This is a genomic window from Candidatus Symbiobacter mobilis CR (genome assembly GCF_000477435.1).
Classification (GTDB): domain Bacteria; phylum Pseudomonadota; class Gammaproteobacteria; order Burkholderiales; family Burkholderiaceae_C; genus Rhodoferax; species Rhodoferax mobilis.
In genome coordinates, this window is sequence record NC_022576.1 from 1,030,734 (window position 1) to 1,052,406 (window position 21,673).

Annotated in this window: 18 protein-coding genes and 2 pseudogenes; 6 read left to right on the forward strand and 14 right to left on the reverse strand. The window is 61.3% G+C overall.

The genetic code is table 11. The features are described 5' to 3' along the window. Window positions 1–35 precede the first annotated feature (35 nt). On the forward strand, window positions 36–1,400 hold the full coding sequence (locus CENROD_RS04295) for an IS1380 family transposase (RefSeq protein WP_022771883.1): 1,365 nt from the start codon (window positions 36–38) through the stop codon (window positions 1,398–1,400). 270 nt (window positions 1,401–1,670) lie between these two features. On the opposite strand, the gene tadA is transcribed toward CENROD_RS04295, so the two are convergent. Next, window positions 1,671–2,741: a tRNA adenosine(34) deaminase TadA gene (gene tadA, locus CENROD_RS04300; protein ID WP_081699817.1), complete on the reverse strand. Its 1,071-nt coding sequence runs from the start codon at window positions 2,739–2,741 to the stop codon at window positions 1,671–1,673. Between the two features lie 116 nt (window positions 2,742–2,857). Here tadA and CENROD_RS04305 point away from each other — a divergent pair, with 116 nt between their 5' ends. Further along, complete coding sequence (locus tag CENROD_RS04305; RefSeq protein ID WP_022771885.1) at window positions 2,858–3,460, forward strand: NUDIX domain-containing protein; 603 nt, start codon at window positions 2,858–2,860, stop codon at window positions 3,458–3,460. A 3-nt stretch (window positions 3,461–3,463) separates the two neighbouring features. After that, a pseudogene (gene ubiA, locus CENROD_RS04310) lies at window positions 3,464–4,327 on the forward strand (4-hydroxybenzoate octaprenyltransferase); the annotation flags it as partial. Window positions 4,328–4,701: 374 nt separating this feature from the next. Here the strand turns inward: ubiA and CENROD_RS04315 are convergent. Continuing rightward, window positions 4,702–5,004 carry a helix-turn-helix domain-containing protein gene (locus CENROD_RS04315; protein ID WP_022771887.1) on the reverse strand — a complete coding sequence of 101 codons (303 nt, stop codon included), beginning with the start codon at window positions 5,002–5,004 and terminating at the stop codon, window positions 4,702–4,704. Beyond that, a complete protein-coding gene (locus CENROD_RS04320) occupies window positions 4,988–5,371 on the reverse strand; it encodes a type II toxin-antitoxin system RelE/ParE family toxin (protein ID WP_022771888.1) in 384 nt (127 codons plus the stop codon). Before CENROD_RS04320 ends, CENROD_RS04315 begins: the two co-directional genes overlap by 17 nt. Before the next feature lie 187 nt (window positions 5,372–5,558). On the opposite strand from CENROD_RS04320, the gene CENROD_RS13855 reads away from it, so the two are divergent. Beyond that, window positions 5,559–5,732, forward strand: coding sequence for a hypothetical protein (locus CENROD_RS13855; RefSeq protein WP_187292332.1), 174 nt, complete (start codon window positions 5,559–5,561; stop codon window positions 5,730–5,732). A 20-nt stretch (window positions 5,733–5,752) separates the two neighbouring features. On the opposite strand, the gene CENROD_RS04330 is transcribed toward CENROD_RS13855, so the two are convergent. The 7 genes from CENROD_RS04330 to CENROD_RS04360 form a co-directional block, all read right to left on the reverse strand. After that, window positions 5,753–6,226, reverse strand: coding sequence for a GNAT family N-acetyltransferase (locus tag CENROD_RS04330; protein ID WP_202961175.1), 474 nt, complete (start codon window positions 6,224–6,226; stop codon window positions 5,753–5,755). Then, window positions 6,210–6,809 carry a hypothetical protein gene (locus tag CENROD_RS04335; protein ID WP_022771891.1) on the reverse strand — a complete coding sequence of 200 codons (600 nt, stop codon included), beginning with the start codon at window positions 6,807–6,809 and terminating at the stop codon, window positions 6,210–6,212. The genes CENROD_RS04330 and CENROD_RS04335 overlap by 17 nt, the downstream gene beginning before the upstream one ends. A 33-nt stretch (window positions 6,810–6,842) precedes the next feature. Next, window positions 6,843–7,313, reverse strand: a complete 471-nt coding sequence (locus tag CENROD_RS04340; RefSeq protein WP_022771892.1) for a hydrogenase maturation protease — start codon at window positions 7,311–7,313, stop codon at window positions 6,843–6,845. A gap of 58 nt (window positions 7,314–7,371) precedes the next feature. Continuing rightward, on the reverse strand, window positions 7,372–8,862 hold the full coding sequence (locus CENROD_RS04345; RefSeq protein WP_022771893.1) for a Ni/Fe hydrogenase subunit alpha: 1,491 nt from the start codon (window positions 8,860–8,862) through the stop codon (window positions 7,372–7,374). A 71-nt stretch (window positions 8,863–8,933) separates the two neighbouring features. Beyond that, entirely contained in the window at window positions 8,934–9,503 is a 570-nt protein-coding gene (locus tag CENROD_RS04350) for an NADH-quinone oxidoreductase subunit B family protein (RefSeq protein WP_022771894.1), read from the reverse strand. After that, entirely contained in the window at window positions 9,500–10,237 is a 738-nt protein-coding gene (locus CENROD_RS04355; protein WP_022771895.1) for a 2Fe-2S iron-sulfur cluster-binding protein, read from the reverse strand. The genes CENROD_RS04350 and CENROD_RS04355 overlap by 4 nt, the downstream gene beginning before the upstream one ends. Further along, complete coding sequence (locus tag CENROD_RS04360) at window positions 10,234–12,039, reverse strand: NAD(P)H-dependent oxidoreductase subunit E (RefSeq protein WP_022771896.1); 1,806 nt, start codon at window positions 12,037–12,039, stop codon at window positions 10,234–10,236. The genes CENROD_RS04355 and CENROD_RS04360 overlap by 4 nt, the downstream gene beginning before the upstream one ends. Window positions 12,040–12,401: 362 nt before the next feature. Between CENROD_RS04360 and CENROD_RS04365 the strand changes: the two genes are divergently transcribed. Both CENROD_RS04365 and ruvA read left to right on the forward strand, forming a co-directional pair. Continuing rightward, window positions 12,402–14,414, forward strand: a complete 2,013-nt coding sequence (locus CENROD_RS04365; protein WP_022771897.1) for a methyl-accepting chemotaxis protein — start codon at window positions 12,402–12,404, stop codon at window positions 14,412–14,414. A gap of 84 nt (window positions 14,415–14,498) precedes the next feature. Then, window positions 14,499–15,071, forward strand: coding sequence for a Holliday junction branch migration protein RuvA (ruvA, locus tag CENROD_RS04370; RefSeq protein WP_022771898.1), 573 nt, complete (start codon window positions 14,499–14,501; stop codon window positions 15,069–15,071). A gap of 60 nt (window positions 15,072–15,131) precedes the next feature. Here the strand turns inward: ruvA and typA are convergent, their stop codons facing one another. The 4 genes and pseudogenes from typA to infB form a co-directional block, all read right to left on the reverse strand. Further along, entirely contained in the window at window positions 15,132–16,970 is a 1,839-nt protein-coding gene (typA, locus tag CENROD_RS04375; RefSeq protein WP_022771899.1) for a translational GTPase TypA, read from the reverse strand. Further along, window positions 16,967–17,932, reverse strand: a complete 966-nt coding sequence (truB, locus tag CENROD_RS04380; RefSeq protein WP_420795898.1) for a tRNA pseudouridine(55) synthase TruB — start codon at window positions 17,930–17,932, stop codon at window positions 16,967–16,969. The genes typA and truB overlap by 4 nt, the downstream gene beginning before the upstream one ends. Window positions 17,933–18,032: 100 nt before the next feature. Next, a pseudogene (gene rbfA, locus CENROD_RS04385) lies at window positions 18,033–18,380 on the reverse strand (30S ribosome-binding factor RbfA); the annotation flags it as partial. A 67-nt stretch (window positions 18,381–18,447) separates the two neighbouring features. Next, window positions 18,448–21,669 carry a translation initiation factor IF-2 gene (gene infB / locus CENROD_RS04390; RefSeq protein ID WP_022771902.1) on the reverse strand — a complete coding sequence of 1,074 codons (3,222 nt, stop codon included), beginning with the start codon at window positions 21,667–21,669 and terminating at the stop codon, window positions 18,448–18,450. Window positions 21,670–21,673 lie beyond the last annotated feature (4 nt).

Here is a 21,673-nt window from a genome sequence, read left to right on the forward strand (position 1 = left end):
ATAATTACAGTATTTTCAGGCTCACCCAAACGAACATGGCGCAATTTGAAGTCAAGCAAACCAGCAAGCTGCAACTGACCTCGTATTCCGGACTGGCGCTGATCGGGCAATGCTGTCAGGCCGCCCAGGTGGAGGCGGTGATCGACCCGAAGATTCCGGTGTCGCATGGCATGCGCACCTCGGACATCGTCAAGAGCGCGATTGGGCTGCTGAGCTTGGGCAAGAGCGACTTCGAAGCCATCGAATCGTTCCGCAATGACCGTTTTTTCAAGGAAGCCCTGCATCTGTCCAAGGTTCCCGGCAGCGTTTGGCTGCGTCAGCGCCTGGATGCCAAGGCCGACGCGATCCGTGAATGGACCGACGAGTTGTCGCTGCGCCTGCTGAAGCGCACCGAAGCCCCCATCACGCCGCACAAAGGATTTGTCTGTGTCGACATCGACACCTTCGCCATGGACAACAGCGGCACCAAGAAGGAAGAGGTGAAACGCACCTACCAGGGGTTCGACGGGTATACCCCGATCGCCGGTTACATCGGTAACGAAGGCTGGAACATCGGCCTGGAGTTGCGGCCTGGTTCCCAGCACTCTGCGAGCAAGACGGAATACTTCTACGAGCGCATGTTTCCTCGCATCGAACGTTTGGTCCAAGCCGACCAGCCCGTCCTGTTGCGCGAGGACAGCGGTTTCGACAGCGCCCGCCTGTTGTTTGCCAAGGCGACGGAACGAGACCGGCTCGCCCGCCTGGGGCGATCCTTCGACTTTCTCTGCAAGTGGAATCCGCGCAAACAGGACAAGGCGGCCTGGGTGGAGCGTGCCCAAGCGGCGGGAAGCTTTGTGGAAACGCGGCCCGGCAAGCGGGTGGGCGTGCTGTCTTTAGACGTGGAACGAAGCTTTGGCAAGGAGAAACGCCGTTTCCGCCTGGTGGCCCGAGTGATCGAACGCAGCATCGACAAGAGAGGGCAACGCCTGTTGGTGCCCGACATCGAACTGGAAGGCTGGTGGACGACGCTGGCCGTTGACGCAGCGGAGGTCATTGATCTGTACAAACATCACGGCATGCACGAGCAGTTTCATTCCGAGTTCAAGACCGACTTGGACCTGGAGCGGCTGCCTTCGGGCAAGTTCGATACCAACGACAGCCTGCTGCATCTGGCGGCGTTCGCCTACAACTGCCTGCGCCTCTTGGGACAGTTGGGACTGACCGGCAAGATCACGCCGATCCGGCATCCGGCCAAGCGCCGACGCATCAAGACCGTGCTGCAGGAGATCATGTATCGGGCGGCGAAGTTTGTGGCCCATGCCCGCCGCCTGGTGCTGGACTTCGGTCGCGGTGTGGCGGCGCATGCCAAGGTGTTTGTCACCCTTCAGGCGCGGTTGCAAACTGCCGCGTCTTCGGGATGATGGCCCGCGAACGCCACGGCCCACAGGTTGCGGATTCCGGATTTTCGGAAGGGGTGGGTTTGCGTGAGGTGCGGAAAATGCGTTGATGGAAGGCACTGATATGGCAGATTTGCCCTGATATCCCGACCGAATGTTCCTCGGATCGGCGGTGACGAGGGCAGAACCCAAGGGAGAACGCTCAAAATTCATGCGTTCAGGCCCGCAAGGAAGGGGCCAGTCCAAGGGAACACGGATTCAGGTTGACCTGTTGCGCTCGGCTTGAACCTTGCTTCAAGCCCTTCCCCGCTGCGCAGCCCGCAATGCTGCGCGGTGCCCCCGGTCGGGGTACGGCGCTTCGCGTACTGCTTCGGAAAGCAGCGATGGCGTGGCGGGATGGATTGCAACGACCCGTTCCCCCGCCAGCATAGCCAACGCTTCGGCCACCGGCATCCCCGCAAGGCTGGTGCGAATCTCGACCGAGCCGATGCCCAGGCGATCGAGCAATTCGAGCGCAATCGCGGCGTGCCAGCGCAAGCTGTGCGCAGATTCTTTCTTGGGCTTGTCGCTGCGGCCGTAGCCGATCCGGTCTGGCAACAGTACACGCCGCCCTGCTGTGAGGTCCCGATCCATCCATTCGATCCACGCCGCGCTCCATTCCTGCGGGCCATGCAGAGTCAGCATGGCCGGGGCAACCGTAGCCGTCTGCGCGCCCTCGCACCAGTAGTGCATCCGCAACCCGGCCAGGCTGGGTAGATCGGCGACGTACCGCGACACATACGGGGAGGCGACGCACGCAAAACGTTCCTCCGGTGTACGCAACGCATCGTCACGCAAGGGCCAACGCTGCGAGCGGCTGACTGCGCGGCGCTGTACAAAAAAATCTTGCAGCAATTTCGCGCTGTCCGCAGCCAGCACGCCCTCCATCACTACCGGAGGGTTAGGCATCGCGGGGTGCGCCAGCAACTGCATTTGCGAACGCACGGCCCCCGTTTTGGGTTCCCGCGCCCCATACACAAGCCTGCCCACCCGCGCATGAACCAAAGCGCCGACACACATCGCGCACGGCTCCAGCGTGCAGACCAGGGTGCATCCATCAAGCCGGCAATTCCCCACAGCGGCTGCGGCCCTACGCAATGCCAGCATTTCGGCATGGGCGGTGGGGTCGTTCTTCTGCAAGACTTCGTTGTGCGCGGCGGCAAGCACCTCGCCACCGCGAACGATCACCGCGCCTACAGGCACTTCCCCCAGTTGGGCAGCCAGCCGCGCTTGGGCCAAGGCATGGAGCATCGCTTCTTCGTCGGGCAAGATCATGGCCCGAGGGTACGACGTCTGCGATGCCGCACGCAAAATCGCCCGCCTCATCCATCCCTCACCTGATCGATCCCCTACCCTATCGACCCCATACCTTATCTACCCTCATCTACCCATTGCCCTTTGCTATTCCCTGCCATCTCTATCTTTTGCTTCCCCTGCACACCATGCCCAGCATCTACACCATCGACAAAACGCGAATCCCCACACTGCCCCACGGCGCTGCGCCCCTGCCCCCCGAAGTCTGGGATTGGCTGGCCCCTCCGGTCTGGCGGGAACGCAGCGAAGTCGAGCATGACGAACGAATCCTGCAACCCATCGTCTACCTGGTGTTGCTTGATGGGCAACACCGCGCCTGGTGCTACCAGCGACGCGGGGGAGACGCCCGGCTCGATACCCTGCGCAGTTGTGGGGTGGGTGGGCACGTGGACCGGGAAGACGCAGGGAATGCCGCCACCCCGCTGGATGTGCGCCAGACCTTGCACAACGCCCTGTTGCGCGAACTGGCCGAAGAACTGGGCGCGGCGCCCCATGACATCTGCGACCTCCATCCCTACGGCTGGATCTACGAAGACTCCACCCCGGTCGGCCGGGTACACCTCGGCGTGCTGTACCGCGCAACATGGTGCGCAGCGATGGAACCCACCCCCAGCCATGGGGAAAAACTCGCCGCGCTCGGTTTTCATGCGATGGAGGAGATCGCCCAGGACTTGCGGTTCGAAGGCTGGAGCCGGTTGGCCGTGGGGCAGTTGTTGGCAATGGGGGGGTGATCCATGCCCTACCCCGCCTTGCCCCCCGATTGGTCGCAACGCGCCATGCTCTACCTCGACCTCCTCCGCTGGGATCGCCCTGCGGGCTGGTTGCTGCTGCTATGGCCCACGCTATCGGCGTTGTGGTTGGCTGCGGGTGGTTTTCCCGGCTGGCATTTGCTGGCCGTGTTCGTGCTCGGCACGATCCTGATGCGCAGTGCGGGGTGCTGCGTCAACGATGTGGCAGACCGGGAATTCGACCGGCACGTGCAACGCACTGCGCGCCGCCCTGTTACGACAGGGCATGTGAGCGTACGGGAAGCCCTGGCTGTGGGGGCCGTGCTGGCGCTCATCGCCTTTGCCTTAGTCTGCACCACGAATCTGCACACAGTGCTCTGGGCTTGCGCGGCCCTGGCGGTAACGCTGCTCTACCCGTATTCCAAGCGTTATGTGTCGATGCCCCAGGCAGTGCTGGGCGTGGCGTTCGGAATGGGCATCTTTCTGGCCTACGCAGCGGTGGGCCAAGAACTCGACGCATCCGCGTGGATTTTGGCGATAGGCAACCTATGCTGGGTGCTGGCCTATGACACCGCCTATGCGATGGTCGATCGCGACGATGACCTGCGGATCGGCATCCGCACCTCAGCCATCACCTTGGGTAGGTGGGATGTCGCCACAGTGATGGGCTGCTACGCCCTGTACTTGGCAAGCTGGGCGCTGCTCTTTGCCCTGCAAGTGCGCTCCGCGTGGGGCTGGGTGGCCGTGATAGCCGCCGGTGCGCAAGTGGCTTGGCACTACCGCTTGCTACGCGCCCGCAGACGGGAAGAATGCTTCCGATCCTTCCGCGCCAACCACTGGCTGGGATGCACGCTGTTCGTGGGGCTAATGCTGGCCATGGGCAACGGGGGATTCACTCGTGGAGCGCTGATCGTTGAAGATCTACGCCAAGACTACAAGGAAAGACGCTTCCAGGCCCTCGGTTTTATTGGTGAGCATCTGTGCATGCTGGTGTTCACCCCCAGAGAGGGAGCTGTTCCTGTGATCGGCGCGTGTAAAGGTAGCGGTGCAGGTTGGCAAACACGCATCAACAACGCTCTGCGCGAATGGCTAAAAGCGCATCCAGAAATGCAAAAGGGCTAACGCAAAGCGCAACGGCGGGGCGTTAGTGAATGCCTGCACAAGTCGCCCATCCATGTGGCGTGATGCCATCCAGCTTGCGGTACATCAGCGATACCAACATCAGGATGTCCAGTGCGTCCTAATCAGATGATGGCTTGCAGGCCTTTATCAGCGATGACGTTGAGCAGCCTGAGGGCCGGTCCCGTGGGACGGGTGTCGCCTTGCTCCCATTTGCGCACGGTCGAGGCCGATGTATGCAAATGCAGAGCGAACACCGGCTGGCTGAATTGCAAGGCTTCACGCAGGCGTTTGATGTCGGCAGCGCTGAATTCCCGCACCGGCGGCGGGCAGATCGCGTCGAACTGGCGCATCGTCACCTTGCTGATCGCTCCCGCTTCGTGGAGCGCAGCCAGATCGCCACGCAGGGATTCAATGATCTTGCTCACAATGCACCTCCCATAACACGCCCGACTGCAACGCCTTCGACAAAGCCTCGGCGGACAGTTCCAAGAACACCTTGCCTGCGAATTGCAGCGCCTTCTTCTCGTCCTGCGTGATGTTCGCCTTGTCACTTTTGGGGAACCCATGCAGGAACACATAGCGGCTGCCGATCCGGGCCGCCAGCAGCGTGCGGTAGCCGCCGCTCTTGCCGCAGCCGGGGCGGGCAACCCGCTTCTTGTAGAGAAAGCCACCCAAGTCCGCGTCAACCAGACCGTTGTCCATCTCCAGCACCGCTTTGCACAAGGCGGCATCGGACAGCTTTTCGCCCACCTGCCACCGCGCAAAATCCTTTCGCTTGAGGATGCGCCTCATCTTGGTCTCCAAACTATACCCATAACGGGCATACTTTTCCAAGTCCCCACATTGGCAAGAAGCGTTCGCCACGAATCACGTGGACCAAATGCTCAAAACGGTTCGCCAGCGGCTGCTGACTGATTTTCTGGCTCATCGAAAAACAAACTCCGGTTTGGGACCCCCGCCCTTCAGGACGGTAAGCCAAGTGGCTTGGCACTACCGCTTGCTACGCACCCGCAGACGGGAAGAATGCTTCCGATCCTTCCGCGCCAACCACTGGCTCGGATGCACGCTGTTCGTGGGGCTGATGCTGGCCATGGGCCACGGGAGATTCACTCCTGCCGTCGCTCCTGCAACGGGAATGGATGCGCCGCGCTGATGCGATGGAACTCTGGGGGTTCATGCCAACGATAGGCGCATGGGAACCATGCTGGACACGACAAAGCCCTGCTTCGCATAGAACCACTGAGCCGCTGCATTGCATCGATCCGTCAGCAATGTGATGCGCTGACAGCCTTGCATTCGTGCGAAAGAAATGGCCGCAGAAAGAAGCATCGTGCCAATCCCCGTTCCACGACAAGCAGGCAACACAACCATATCTTCTAGCAACGCAACCTTGTCGCCGAGTGCAGTAGATATGGTGAATAAGAGATTGGTCATTCCAACGATGTGATTACCCTGCCTTGCAACCAACACAACCCCGATATCGGGGTTGCCAATGATTCGAGCCAGCCCCAAATGCTGAGCCTGTGCATTGGGCGTGAATTCTTCCTCTTGCGAGAACAACACCGAAAGCAAATCGCTCAACGCGGTGATATCCGCTGCGGTTGCCTGCTCGATACGCACTTTGTCCGAATCACGGTTGCGAAACACGCAATTGCAGCCCAATCGGTTGTGCGGCTTCTTCGCTCGAATAGCTCCCGGCGGGGGAACGCTGTGGCAAGGCAATGGCTACCCACTTGTGCAGCGGAACGGTCACGGTGGTTTGCACGCTGTGTTGCGTAGGCTCCGGCAACACGCCCGTTCCCGCAGCCAGGGTATCCGAGCGCACTTCCACTTCCACCGTCGCGGGCTGTGCTCCGCCAGGCCAACGGGGCTGCACCACGATCTTCTGGCCTGCGGGTAGCCAATGCAGCGTGCTGCGCACCCCCGGCGCGCGATCCCCGCCCTGCACGGCATCCACCCGTGACGCAGGGTGCAGCGTGCGTCGTTCGAAGGTCGCTGTCTCCCCATTGCGCACCCGCAGCGCCACGGCCCCGTCCTCCATCAACGTTCCCGCTGATTCGGTCGATACGACATAGCCTGCCGCCATCGCATGGGGCCGCAATTCCACCAGCAAATCACCGGGGGCCAGCGGGGAGGTGGGCGCAGCGTGGACATGCCATGCCACCATGCAAGCTGCGATGCGCAGGGTTTGGTGGAATGTGCAGAGCAATGTGGGGGATAAGAATCGCATAGGGGAATGGCTAGGGATTGCCTACCTACTGCTCTATTGCTCTATAGCACATTGCTCCACTGCCCACTGCTCCACCGCCCATTGCACGGCGGCTTGCAGATGGGCCTGGGCGCTGGGGCTTAGGCTTTGCCCCAGCTCGAACTGTTCGCCCCGGATGGCCAGCAGCGTACTCGGCGGCGCGGGGTGGCCTTGCAGGGTCAGATAGACCTGGAGCACCGCCTCTGGCGACAAAGCGTGGGTGGTGTGGCTGGCATCCTGCGCGGCGTGCAGGGGGCGTGTGGTGAAGGGGGCGGCTGCGGTGGCGCTGGCATCGACGAACAACACCCGCTCCCTGCCAAGGAGATCAAGCGCGTGTTCGGGCATCAATTGAAAGTCTTCGAGCAGCTCGACCTGTTCTCGCTGCGGCAAAACGTTGTGCAGTGCTTCCAAAAAACTGGGGCCTAGCGCATCGTCGCCCCGGGCGGGATTGCCCCAAGCCAATACCAGTAACGGCGCTATGCGCATTGCTAGCAGCTTATATCGACGATTTATCGACTATCCATCGACTATCCGCCCCCCACCCTTACGCCGTCAGCGTATCGGCACAGGCCGCCGCTGTATACGCCCGATCCAGCACCGTGCCATCCGCGCCGACAAGGGTGACTTCGAGCGGCATCTTGCCCAGCGCGTGCGTTGCGCATGAGAGGCAGGGGTCGTAGGCGCGAATTGCTACCTCGATATGGTTGAGCAGCCCTTCGGTAATTTCGTGCCCGTCGAGGTGGTCACGCGCAACGCAACGCACGGCCTCGTTCATCGCCTGGTTGTTGTGCGTGGTCGAGACGATCAGGTTGCAGCGCGTCACCAGGTCGTCGTCGCCCACGTCATAGTCATGGATCAGCGTTCCACGCGGGGCTTCGAGTACCCCTACCCCGCTGCGATGGCGCGTTCCGGTCACCACTTTGTCGCCGGAGAGTAGGGCGGGGTCTTGCAGCAGGTCGCGGATGACTTCGACGCAATGGAGCATTTCGATCATCCGTGCCCAGTGGTACGCCAGCGAAGAATGGATCACCTCCCCCTGCCCCCAGGCAACGAAGGCTTTGCGTTCGGCTTCAGCGCGCTCGGTGGGGATGAAGTCGCAGTTTTGCACCCGAGCCAGCGGGCCTACGCGGTACCAGCCCTTTTCCGGCCCCAGGCTGCACAGGTGCGGAAACTTCATATAGCTCCAGGATCGCACGCCTTCTTCGATCAGGTCGAGGTATCGCTGGTCTTCGACGCCGTCGTAGAGGATCTTGCCGTTGTCGTCACGCACGCGCAGCAAGCCGTCGTACAAGTCCATCGCCCCATCGCTGCGGACGATCGACATCCAGTTCGAGCGGAAATGCGCAAAGTGCCGGTACAGCGAGGGGTTCATCGCGTGAAGCTGCTTGGCGATGTCCACCGCATCCTGCGCCCACTGCAACATCTGCCCCACGTCGCGCAGCAGGGTATCCCGGTCTTCGGCGGTCAGCAACTTGTTGACCCCGCCGGGAATCGCACCCGTTCCGTGAATCCGCTTGCCCGCAGTCATGCGGATGACTTCCTGGCCAAACTTGCGCAGCATTACCCCTTTTTTGGCGATGTCCGGGTGCTCCTGCACTACGCCGACCACGTTGCGCTTGGCCACGTCGGCATCAAAGCCGAAGAGCAGGTCGGGCGACGAGAGATGAAAAAAATGCAGCGCGTGCGATTGCAACATTTGCCCGTAGTGCATCAGCCGCCGCACTGCCGTGGCGCTGGCGGTGATGGGGGCCGCGCCCACCACGCGGTCGAAGGCTTTGGCCGCAGCCAGATGGTGCGAAACGGGGCAGATGCCGCACAGGCGCTGCACCATTACCGGCACTTCCCAATACGGCCTGCCTTCGATGAATTTCTCGAAGCCACGGAACTCGACGATATGCAGCCGTGCCTGCACAACGTGGTTGCGCTCGTCAAGCAGCAACGTGACCTTGCCGTGCCCCTCGACGCGGGAGACAGGCTCAATGGCGACCCGCCGCAATCCTGCGGGGCTGGGGGCTGTTTCCAGTGCAAAAACCATGGGGAAGTCCTCGTTGTCGGTCAATATTCGATCTTGGCGCCGTATTTCGCAGATTCGGTGCTGTATCGGGGCTAGTCGTAGCGAATCAGCGCAGTGGGCAATTGCGGGGTACGCCCAGCCAGCCAATCGTTCAGAAATGCCCAAAAAGCGTCTGCACTGGGCGGGCACCCAGGCAGAAAGTGATCGACCTGTACCACCTCATGCACCGGATGCACCCGGTTGAGCGGCAAGGGCAATTCCGGGTCACTGGGAACGCGGCTCCCCTTGGACACACCAGTTTGTGTGCAGTAGACGTCCCGCAGCAGCAGCCCTACGTCATGCTGGTTGCGCTGCGCGGGCAGCCCCCCGTTGACTGCGCAAGCACCTACAGCCACCAGGGTCTTGCAATGCGCCCGGAACTCGCGCAGCACTTGCACGTTTTCGGCATTGCACAGGCCGCCTTCGATGATGCCCAGGTCACAGCGCCCAATCGTTTTGATGTCGGTGAGTGGGGTGCGGTCGAATTCGATGTATTCCAGCAGATCAAGCAGGCGCTCGTCGATATCCAAAAAGGACATGTGGCATCCAAAGCAGCCGGCCAGCGATACCGTAGCCAACCTACGCTTGCGCGGCGCGTGTAGTGGGGGGGACTTGCGGTTCATTGCGGTGCCTCGTCGAATGGGGAAGACGCGGAAATGGGCTTCAGGTCAAACTTTCGCTTGCCAATCGGAACGGCAAAGCCTTGCCGCTTGGGCAGCAGCGCCCCGACGGGGCAAACCTTCGCAGCATGATCCGTGGCAAGGAGGGCACTGTCTCCCAACAACCCACTGGGGCTGTTGACGACTAGGTGCGCGTCGATGCCATGCCCGCTGACGGCAAAAACATCCTTTCCATCAAGGTCATGGCTGGCGCGCACGCACAACTCGCACAGGATGCAGCGGTTGAGGTCAAGCAGCAGGTCAGGGTGGCTGGCATCGACCTTGCGCTGGGGGTAGAACTCCTCGAAATGCGGGCCGGTCATTCCGGCCTCATAGGCTGTGGCCTGCAAACGGCAGTTGCCGCTCTTTTCGCAGGAGGGGCAGAAATGGTTGCCTTCTACAAAGAGCATTTGTAGCAAGGTACGGCGCAGGGTGCGCAATTCCTCGGTATCGCTTTCGACGATCTGCCCGGTGCTGGCGAGCACGGTACACGCCGCACCCATGCGCCCATTGACCTTGACGGTGCAGAGACGGCACGAGCCATGGGGGTGGAAGCCTTCCATCCAGCACAGATGCGGGATGTACCCGCCAGCGCGGGTGACGGCCTGCATGATCGTGTCGCCAGGGCCAAATTCAATGTCTCTGCCATCGAGCGAAAACACGCCCGGGCTTAATGCGTCGATACGGTGGCTGGTCATAGCATCGTCTCCAGGTGGGCACCATCGTCGTCACGTGCGGTGACCAGGCGGGCTTGGGATAGCTCTGCGTCCAAGTCGAAACCGGGGACGAAGTGCAGGGAATGCAGGTGCTTTTCGTACGCCGGGCGGAATTTGGCAATCGTGTCCCGCAAGGGGTTGCACGCCGCAGCACCCAGGCCGCAATGGGTGGCGCCATGCATCAGCTTGTCCAGCTCGCGCAGCTCATCGATGTCTCGCGTCGATCCATGGCCACGGGACAGTTTGTCGAGCCTGCGCACGACCAGCTCGTTGCCCACGCGGCATGGGGTGCAGAAGCCACAGCTTTCGTGCGCAAAGAAGTGCGCAAAGTTGCGCGCTACCTCGAACATGTCGCGCGAGCGGTCGAACACCATGAACGCCCCGGCGGTAGGAACGTCCTCAAAGCCGATGCGCCGCCCGAACTCCGACGCCGACAGACAAACCCCCGAAGGCCCACCGACCTGCACGGCCTGGGTATCTCTCGCTCCGCAGTCTTCCAGGATGCGGCCGATGCGTGTGCCGAAGGGGTATTCGTACATCCCCGGGCGCTCGCAGTCACCGCTGACGGAATGGATCTTGGTTCCGGTCGATTGCGCAGTGCCGATGCTGCTCCACCACGCCGCGCCATGCAAGGCAATGTGCGTGACTGCACAAAAAGTTTCGACGTTGTTGACCGTCGTAGGCTGGCCCAAGTACCCACATTCGACCGGGAAAGGCGGGCGAATGCGCGGAACACCGCGTTGGCCTTCGAGCGACTCGATCAGCGCGGATTCTTCGCCGCAGACGTAGGCGCCAGCGCCGAGGTGGATGACGATGTCGAACTCCGGCCCCAGCAGGCCTTTTTCGCGGCGGCTGCGCAAGACGGATTCCAGGTGATCGAGCAAGAAGCGGTACTCGCCGCGCAAGTAGATCAGCCCTTGTTTGGCGCCGACGATCATGGCGGCGATGGTCATTCCTTCGATGACGGCGTCGGCGCAACGGCTCAGCAGCACCCGGTCTTTGAAGGTCCCCGGCTCGCCTTCGTCGGCATTGCACACCACATAGTGCGCCTGCCCCACGGCGTTGCGACAAAGCTGCCATTTGGTTCCGGTGGCATACCCTGCCCCGCCCCGCCCACGCAATTTGGAACGCTTGATTTCTTCAAGCATCGCCAATGGCCCGCGTGCCCGCACGACAGCCAGCGCCTGGCCGGGGACGGGTTGCTCGCCGAGCTTGACATCGGCAAGGCGAATCGACTCGTCCACTGCAGACCACTGCGTCGGCCACTGCTGTGGCGGAACGCGCTGCTCGATCAACGCAGCAAGGTGCTCGACCCGCGTCGGCGAGAGTTGCGTCACCACATGCTGGTGGTTGATCAGCAGGGCAGGCCCTTGATCGCATAGCCCGGTGCAGGAGGTGGTGTCCACGCTTACCCGTCCGTCGGCACGCATCTTGCCGGGCACCACATGAAGCCGCTGGCATAGGTCGGCCATCAGGGCTTCGCTGCCGAGCATCCGGTCAGTAATGTTGTCACTGAACAGGATGCGGTACTCCCCCACGTTCTCGGTATGGAGAAACCGGTAAAACCCTGCAACCCCTTCCACATGCGCCAGCGTAAGTCGCAAGCCCCGGGCAATATCTTCCAACGCGGAGCGGGGAAGCCAGCCCTGTAGTGCCTGGTACTCGCGCAAAATTTGCACGAGAGCGTGGGGGTCGTGGTGGTAGTGCTCCAGCAGGGGCGCCGCATCCACGGCCTTCACAGCATCCACAGCATTCACACTAGGGGGGGTCGAAGCATGGTTCATCGCAAACATCCCTGGAAATGCCGGTGTACGTACCGGTGTTCGGAGTCGATGGTTCAGTGTAGCGAGACGGTTGACGGGGATTGGCGCGCAAAACAGGATGCATGATGACACCAACTTACGCATTACGCAGTACAGCGCTTTCACAGCGCGCCAAAGGCTCGAATGGCAATGCACCGTCATGGATATTTCCTGCTACACCGTGCTACATCGGGATACCATGAGGGGTAGACGGTCGTGCAACCTTTGCCGGTCACAGGTTGTACTGCAATGCGTGCGGCCATGGCCGTGTCTGCTTCTTCCTTCGTACGAACCGGCTCTCGTTCCTCTTTTTCCACCCCATTGAGCGATCAGGAAAGATACGTATGTCAAACACTGCAACGACTTGGAAAAACCTGGGGCTTGGCGCAAAACTCGCAATAAGCAATTTCGTTTTCGTCGCCATCGTTTTGTCTTTGCTGATCGGGAGCATTTCTTATTCCTTGATGGGAATGATCGAAGAACGCTCCATTTCCGATGTGACTGAGAAAACCAAGTTGTTGGTCGAATTGATCGATTCTGCCGACAAGGAACTCCAAAGCCGAACCGCATTATTAGCCAAAGCTTGGCAGTCAAGTTTGGCCGGGACATTCGAACTCGATCCTACAACCATGGATGTCGGGGGGCACCCAGCGCCTACGCTGCGGCTCAATGGCCAGCCCCTGAATGCCGAATTTGCGCTCGTGGATCAATACACTTCCAATACCGGAGCCGTGGCCACTGTATTCGCCAAGACGGGAGACGATTTCATTCGCATCACCACATCGCTCAAAAACGAACAAGGAAACCGCGCCATCGGCACCTTGCTCGGCCAGGCCCACCCTGGCTACAAAATCGTGAGCGAAGGCAGAACCTACGTAGGACTGGCAACGCTGTTTGGCAAACAGTTCATGACGCGATACGACCCCATTCGCGACGAGCAAGGCCAATTGATCGGGCTGAGTTTTATCGGCCTCGATTTCACTGATTACCTCGTGAGCCTGAAATCCACAATGCGCGAAATGAAAATTGGAAAAAACGGTTACTACTATGTCCTCGATACTGGATCGGGTGACCGCTATGGCAAGATGGTGCTCCACCCCTCACTGGAGGGGAAAGATATGCTCGATACCAAAGACACCGATGGGAGAGAATTCATCAAAGAGATTTTGGAAAAGAAGAACGGCATCATCCGCTATCCCTGGATCAATCAGGAAATGGGGGAATCGCAAGCACGCGACAAAATCGCAGCGTATGCCTACTTGCCGAGCTGGAATTGGGTGATCGTCGGCAGTACCTATTTGGACGAATACACGGGCGCAGTCACCACCATGCGTAACAGTTATGCCTTGGTGGGCTTGGTATTGATTCTTTTGCTGTCCAGTGGATTGAATTGGATGATTCGTCGAATGATCTTCACGCCCATGGGGCGGGTCATCTTGGCTGCCCAAGCGATCGCCAATGGCGATCTGCAGACGACGCTGCGCGTCGAAAGCGAGGATGAAGTAGGCCAGTTGATGCTCGCGATCAACAACATCGGACAAGGGTTGAGCGGCGTCGTTCAGTCTGTACGCGAAATCTCCCACGGCATCGCTACTGCCAGCCATGCTGTAGCGCAGGACAACAGTGACTTATGTGCCCGAACCGAAGCCCAAGCCAATTCCCTGGAACAAACCGACGTTTCGATGGAAGAACTACGGCAAGCCGTCCAACACAATGCCCATGGCGCTCACCAAGCCAATCAACTCGCCCTGGGCGCCAGTGAAGTCGCCGCCCAAGGCGGTACGGCGGTTTCCGAGGTGGTCAATACCATGCAAGGCATCAATGCCGCTTCGCGCAAGATTGCCGACATCATCGGCGTGATCGATGCCATTGCCTTCCAAACCAATATCCTGGCCCTGAATGCCGCCGTCGAGGCAGCGCGCGCCGGGGAACAAGGTCGCGGCTTTGCCGTGGTGGCGAGCGAGGTGCGGTCGCTGGCAGGCCGCGCTGCGCAGGCGGCCAAGGAAATCAAAGCCCTCATCAATACCAGCGTCGAAAGGGTGGAACAAGGCATGGTGCAAGTCGACCGGGCAGGCACCACGATGACCGAGGTAGTCCACAGCATCCGCAAAGTGACCGATCTGATGGGCGAGATCAGCGCCGCCAGCGGCGAGCAAAGTCACGGTGTAGAGCAGGTGGGCGGAGCCATACACCACATCGACCAGGTGACGAAGGAAAACGCAGCCTTGGTCGAAAAAATGGCTGCCACGGCTGTCGAACTCCAAAACCAGTCCGACGAGCTGGTACGGATGGTCTCGGCATTCAGGGTCGGAGATAGCGACCATTCCCGCCCCAAGCTGCGTGCTTTGAGCGCCTAGAAGCCTATCCCCTCACCCCCAACCCCTTTCCTGCTGGGCAAGGGGAGCTTCGAGCAGCCGTTTCGCGACTAGCACAGTCACCCCATGATCGGAAAACTCACCGGCATCCTTGCCGAAAAAAACCCGCCAGACATCTTGCTCGATTGCCACGGGGTAGGGTACGAAGTGCAGGTGCCGATGAGCACGTTCTACGTGCTGCCCGCCTGTGGGGAGACGACGAGCCTGCTCACGCACCTGGTGGTTCGCGAAGATGCGCACACCCTCTATGGCTTTGCGACGACTGCGGAGCGTCGCGCATTCCGGGAACTGCTGCGTATTACCGGGGTCGGGCCGAGAACGGCGCTGTGCGTGCTGTCCGGCATGTCTCCGGACGATCTTTCGCGCGCCGTCACCACGCAAGACACCGGCCCTTTAATGCAGGTGCCGGGAATCGGCAAAAAGACCGCGCAACGGCTGTTGCTCGAACTGAAAGGCAGGCTTGGCGATGCCGCCACTGCGCCCGTACCCGGAGGGGATGCCACCAAGTCGGACATCCTGCAAGCGCTGCTCTCGCTAGGCTACTCCGACCGCGAAGCCAGCACAGCCTTGCAATCGTTACCAGAAGGGGTATCGGTCAGCGACGGGATTCGCAAGGCACTCCAAGCCTTGGCGAAGTGATGGGGCCGAGTCAGACAGTCCCTTAATCCCCTCCACAGCCCATCCTCCGCCGCTCCACATTTACGCGCCTTCCCCCTGCCCTACGCGGCTGGCACGCTTGCGTTCGTGCTCCTTAAGGTAGCGTTTGCGCAGGCGAATCGACTTTGGCGTGATTTCGACAAGCTCGTCGTCCTCGATGAACTCGACCGCGTATTCGAGCGTCAGCAGGATCGGCGGGGTCACTTTGATCGCGTCTTCCTTGCCGGATACGCGGAAATTCGTCAGTTGCTTGGCTCGCACGGCATTGACGACGATGTCGTTATCGCGGTTGTGGACGCCGACGATCATCCCTTCGTAGACGGCATCTTGCGGCTTGACGAACATCCGGCCCCGGTCGTCGAGCTTGCCTAGCGCATAGGTCATCACTTCCCCGCTTTCCGCGCTGATGAGCACCCCGTTTTTGCGGGATTCGATATCGCCCTTGTACGGCTCGTAGCCATCGAAGATGTGGCTCATCAGCCCCGTTCCCCGGGTCAGATTCAAAAACTCGTTTTGAAAACCGATCAGCCCCCGCGCGGGGATGCGGTAGTCCAGCCGGGTGCGGTCATGGCCTTCACTTTCCATGTGTACCAGTTCCCCCCTGCGCTGGCCCAATGCCTGCATCACCCCGCCCTGGTGGGCGTTTTCGACATCGACAGTCAGCAGTTCGATGGGTTCGTGCCGGTCCCCGTCTACCCAGTGGTACACCACGCGGGGCTTGGAAACGGCCAGCTCGTAGCCTTCACGGCGCAGGTTTTCGAGCAGGATCGTCAGATGCAGTTCGCCCCGGCCACTCACTTCGAAGATGCCTTCTTCATCAGTCTCCCGCACGCGCAGGGCCACGTTCGATTCCAGCTCTCGCCACAGCCGGTCGCGCAACTGGCGGCTGGTGACGAACTTGCCTTCCTTGCCCGCAAAAGGCGAGGTATTGACGCAGAAGTTCATGATCAGCGTAGGCTCATCGACCGTGAGCATCGGCAACGGCATCGGGTTGGCGGGGTCGGTCAACGTCACGCCGATATTGACCCCCTCGACTCCACTGACGAGGACGATGTCTCCCGGCCCGGCAGACTCGGCGGGAACACGATCCAGCCCCTCGAAGGTCAAAAGCTGCTGCACGCGGGAGCGGCTGCTTGCGCCATCCGCCCCTTCCATGACCAGCACATCCTGCCCTGCGCGCAGCGTGCCCTGGGTGATGCGCCCAATGCCGATACGCCCGACGTAGGTGGAGTAGTCGAGGGAGCTGATTTGAAGCTGCAAGGGAGCGTCGGGGTCGCCTTGGTTCGGCGGGACGTGCGCAAGGATGGTGTCGAACAGCGGGTCGAGGTTCTCGCCCCACGGTTGCCCCGGTTCGCCCTGCGTGAGCGACGCCCAGGCTTGCAGCCCCGATGCATAGACGACGGGGAAGTTGAGTTGTTCTTCGCTCGCGTCGAGCTTGACAAACAAATCAAAGGCCGCGTTGACGACGTAATCCGGACGGGCGCTGGGGCGGTCAACCTTGTTGACGACGACGATGGGCAACAGCCCACGCGCCAGGGCTTTTTGGGTGACGAAGCGCGTCTGCGGCATGGGGCCTTCGACGGCATCGATGAGCAGGATGACCCCATCGACCATCGACAGAGCGCGCTCGACCTCGCCGCCAAAATCCGCGTGGCCGGGGGTATCGACGATGTTGATGTGCGTGCCTTTCCATGCCACGGCGCAGTTCTTGGCAAGGATCGTGATGCCGCGCTCGCGCTCAAGGTCGTTGTTGTCCATGACGCGCTCCGCCACTTTTTCATTGCTGCGGAAGGCGCCGCTTTGGCGCAAGAGCTGATCGACCAGGGTGGTTTTTCCGTGGTCTACGTGGGCGATGATGGCAAGGTTGCGTACAGTGTTCATAGAGTGGAATACGGCCCAAGTTCTTCAAGATTGAGCAGGCGCTGGGGCAAGAGCCTGCCATCGACAACACTGCCCGTACCCAATAGGACGCGGGCCAAAGAATAGACAGCGACGAGTACTGCGTCTGGCCATGGCCCGGAGCGGGGCAGGCCATGGAGGAAGCGGTCTGCCTCGTCAGCGTCAAGCAGGATGACCGGCAACCCGGTCAGCAGCGTATCCACCGGGAGCAGGCACGCACCACGTTCCGCTGCAGGCGTGGCTTCGAGGGCATCAAGCGTGATGCACTGCGCCACGTCGTACCCCCCCGCCTGCACCCGGCGCAGCGAGCGCAAGTGCGCCCCACACCCCAAGGCCTCGCCAATGTCTTCGGCCAAGGTACGTACATAGGTGCCTTTGCTACAGCGCACGAACATCGACAGCGTGGGGAAATTCCCTACTGCCCCTGCTTCCCCGAGCGGTTCGCCGGACTGGAACGTCAGATCCAGCGCATAGATGTGTACCTGGCGGGGGGCACGGTCTACCTCGACCCCTTCCCGAGCGTACTGGTACAGCGGCTTGCCCTCTTTTTTGAGGGCGCTGTACATCGGTGGAATCTGCGTGATCGCACCCAGAAAAGACGCCCGCACCCTGTCCACCTCATCGGGCTGCACCGCCACCGGGCGTGTGCGCAGAACGTCGCCTTCCCTATCGCCGGTGGTCGTGGTCTGCCCCAGCAGCAGCTCGGCTTGGTATGCCTTGTCGGCGTCGAGCGTGCGTTGGCCGAATTTGGTGGCCGCGCCCAAACACAAGGGGAGCACGCCGCTGGCCAGGGGATCAAGGGTTCCCGTGTGCCCAGCCTTGGCAGCGCCCAGCAACCACCGTGCCTTTTGCAGCGCGGTATTGCTGCTCATCCCGACAGGCTTGTCCAACAACAACACCCCGTGGACGGGGTGCCTTTCCCGACGCGGGCGCATCCTACGCAGACGCGGTGGCAGACGCAGGGTCGTCGTCCGTGCCCTCGCTGGGGGAGGAGCTGGCGCTGGGGGAGTCTGCGCCAGCAGGGCTGTCGTCATGGGATGACAAGGCCATCGCTTCGGCGATCAACTCTTGCAAGGCTGCGGCGTGCCGGGGCGTTGCGTCGAATACGAAGTGCAGCGTGGGAACGGTGTGGATGTGCAGACGCCGAAACAATGCATTGCGCAAAAAGCCCGCAGCTTGGTTCAGCCCCGCAGCACAAGCCACAGGGTCGCCTTCAAGCTGGCTGAAATACACCTTGGCGTGGGCGTAGTCGGGAGAGACCTCCACGCCCTGGATCGTGACGAAGCGCACCCGAGGGTCTTTGACCTCGCGCGCAATCAGCTCCGCCAGGTCGCGCCGAATCTGGTCGGCAACGCGGGAAGAACGATGAGGGGCTGCGGGCTTGGGGCGCACGGGGGTATTCAGGTGGGCAGATGGGCGGGCTGAGCAGGCAACTGTGTAGGGCGACTGAGTAAGGCGACTACAGCGTCCGGGCAACTTCGCGAACCTCGAAGAATTCGAGCTGGTCGCCTTCCTGAATATCGTTGTAGTTGCGGATGTTTAGCCCGCACTCGAAGCCTTCTCGCACCTCCCGCGCATCGTCCTTGAAGCGCTTGAGCGAATCCAGTTCCCCGGTGTAAATCACCAGGTTGGCGCGTAGCAGACGCAACTGCGCAGTGCGGCGCACGATGCCCGAAGTGACCATGCACCCCGCCACCGCGCCGACCTTGGCCACGCGGAAGATTTGGCGAATCTCCGCCGTGCCGATGATTTCTTCCTTGCGATCCGGAGAGAGCAGCCCGGACATGGCAAGCTTGAGGTCGTCGACGGCGTCGTAAATGATGTCGTAGTAGCGGATGTCGATGTCTGCGGATTCAGCCAGCTTGCGCGCTGGGGCATCGGCCCGGACGTTGAAGCCCAGCACGACAGCCTTGGCAGCCAGCGCCAGGTTGACATCCGATTCGCTGATTCCGCCAACGCCGGCGTAGACGACCTGGACGCGCACCTCGTCGGTGGAGAGCTTTTGCAGCGACTGCACCAGCGCTTCCTGCGAGCCTTGCACGTCGGCCTTGACGACAACGGAGAACACCTTGACCTCGTCGGCAGACATCTGCGCAAACATGTTTTCGAGCTTGGCCGCCTGCTGCTGTGCGAGCTTGGTGTGGCGGAAGCGGCCAGCACGATAGGTGGCAATCTCGCGGGCACGGCGCTCGTCGGACAACACCATGAATTCGTCGCCAGCATGGGGCACATCTGACAACCCCTGTATCTCGACCGGAATCGACGGCCCCGCAGCTTTGACGGCCTTGGCGTTCTCGTCGAGCATCGCCCGTACCCGGCCATAGGTCTGGCCAACAAGGACGATGTCCCCCGTTTTGAGGGTGCCGCTCTGCACCAAAGCCGTGGCCACTGGCCCACGACCACGATCCAGGCGTGCTTCGATAACCAGCCCCTTGGCCATGGCATCGACGGGAGCCTTGAGTTCGAGCACGATGGCTTGCAGCAGGACTTGCTCCAGCAATTCGTCAATGCCCTGCCCTGTTTTGGCGGACACGGGGACGAAGGGAGAGTCGCCACCGAATTCTTCGGGGATCACCCCTTCGGTGACCAGCTCGTTTTTGACGCGCTCGGGGTTGGCGCCGGGTTTGTCGATCTTGTTGAGCGCAACGACGATCGGCACCTTGGCGGCACGGGCATGCTGGATGGCTTCGCGGGTCTGCGGCATCACCCCATCGTCGGCGGCGACGACAAGGATGACGATGTCTGTGGCACGTGCGCCCCGGGCACGCATGGCGGTGAAGGCCTCGTGACCAGGGGTGTCGAGAAAGGACACCACGCCCCGGGGGGTTTCGACGTGGTAGGCGCCGATATGCTGGGTGATGCCCCCGGCCTCGCCGGAAGCCACTTTGGTTCTGCGGATGTAGTCGAGCAGCGAAGTCTTGCCGTGGTCTACGTGGCCCATAACGGTAACGACGGGGGCGCGGGGCAAGGCTTCTGCATGTTGGCGTGCGACTTCTTCATCGGTGAACGCCTCGGGGTCGTCGAGCGCAGCTTGCACGGCCTCGTGCCCCATTTCCTCGACGAGGATCATCGCGGTGTCCTGATCGAGGGACTGGTTGATGGTGACCATCTGCCCCAACTTCATGAGCTGGCGAATCAGTTCCGAAGACTTCAGCGACATCTTGTGCGCCAGTTCCGCCACAGTGATCGTTTCGGGAACGTGAACGGTCAGCACACGGAATTCGGGCTGCTGCGCAGGAGCCTGTTCGACTTCACGTTCATTGGCATGGCGCTTGCCACGCGGCCCGCCACGCCAACCTGCTGCTGCACGGCCCGCGCCCATGCCGGTATCTCCCCGGGTGGGTAGCGCTTTTTTGCGAGCGGGGTCTGCCGCCCAACTGCTGGCCAGCTTGGCAGATTTGACTTCCTTGCCAGGCGTCGTCGTCGAGGTTCCGGTGGAGGATGCAGGCTTAGCTCCCGCTTTGGCCGGGGGCTTGTGCAGCGTTCCCTTGATGCCGGGCTTGGGCGCCGTCGCAGGGGTTGCCGCAACAGGCGGTTTGGGTTCCTCGGGCTTTTTGGGCGCGACTTTCAGCCCCGGGGACAACATCATCCTGCGAATTTCTGCGGCTTCCGCCTCCGCCTTGCGGCGGCGATGCATCTGGTCGGCCAGGGTGCTCTTGGGCGCTGGCTGGGGCGCTGTTGCCTGTGCAGGAACCGCAGCAGACAAGGTTGCCGCTGCTTCTTTTGCCTGTGCCACTGCATGGGCTGCGGGCACTTCCGGCAGACCGGGGGCCGTAAGTGCCGATGGTGCATCGACATCCGCTGCCATCACTGCACCAGGGGTTGCGTTGGTGGCTGCGTGCGCTCCTGCATCCTGGGCTTCGGCGCCAGCTTCGGCTTCGGCTCCACGATCCACCGCTTCCGAAGCCACGGGATCGATAGTCATCGCACCAGCAGCCATCACACTAGCAGCCATCGCATCGACAGCCGACGGCGAGGAAACAGACGCTTGTTGCTCGCCAGCGCCAGATTCCCGAAGGGCTGGATCACTCGTCGCCGCTTCCGCAGCAACCGGGATGACGCGCTGTCTTGCTGCTTCCTGCGCCTGGCGCCGCTGGGCCAAATCTTCCTGCTGCCGACGGACGAGATCAGATCGGTGTTGCACTTCTTGCGAGCGACTGGACTGCTCTTCCGTGTCTGTGGCTATAGACGAAAGGGGCGCAACAGGGGCAGGAGCAGGAGCAGGAGCAGGAGCAGAAAACGCTACAGGCTCCGGGACCATCGCAGGAACGGCAGGTGCAGCAAGTTCAATAGGTGCAATGGGTTCCACAGGTGTGGAAAACTCCGGCACTGCGCTAGGCAGTTCTACAGAAACAGGAGCGGGAGCAGATTCTGCAACGTCGTCGCGACGGATGAACGTCCGCTTTTTGCGCACCTCGACCTGGATCGTATGCGCCTTGCCGTTAGAGTCGGAATGGCGGATCTCCGTGGTCGATTTCCGCACCATCGTGATTTTCTTGCGCTCGACAGGAGCCACGCCGTGGCTCGATTGCAAGTACCCCAGCAACTGCTGCTTGTCGGATTCCGACAGCGTGTCCGTGGCTTGGGTCTTGACCACCCCCGCCATCCGAAGCTGTGCCAACAAGGTCTCAGTGGACTTGTGCAGTTCTTTGGCCAACTCGGCGACCGTCATGCTGGACATTGGA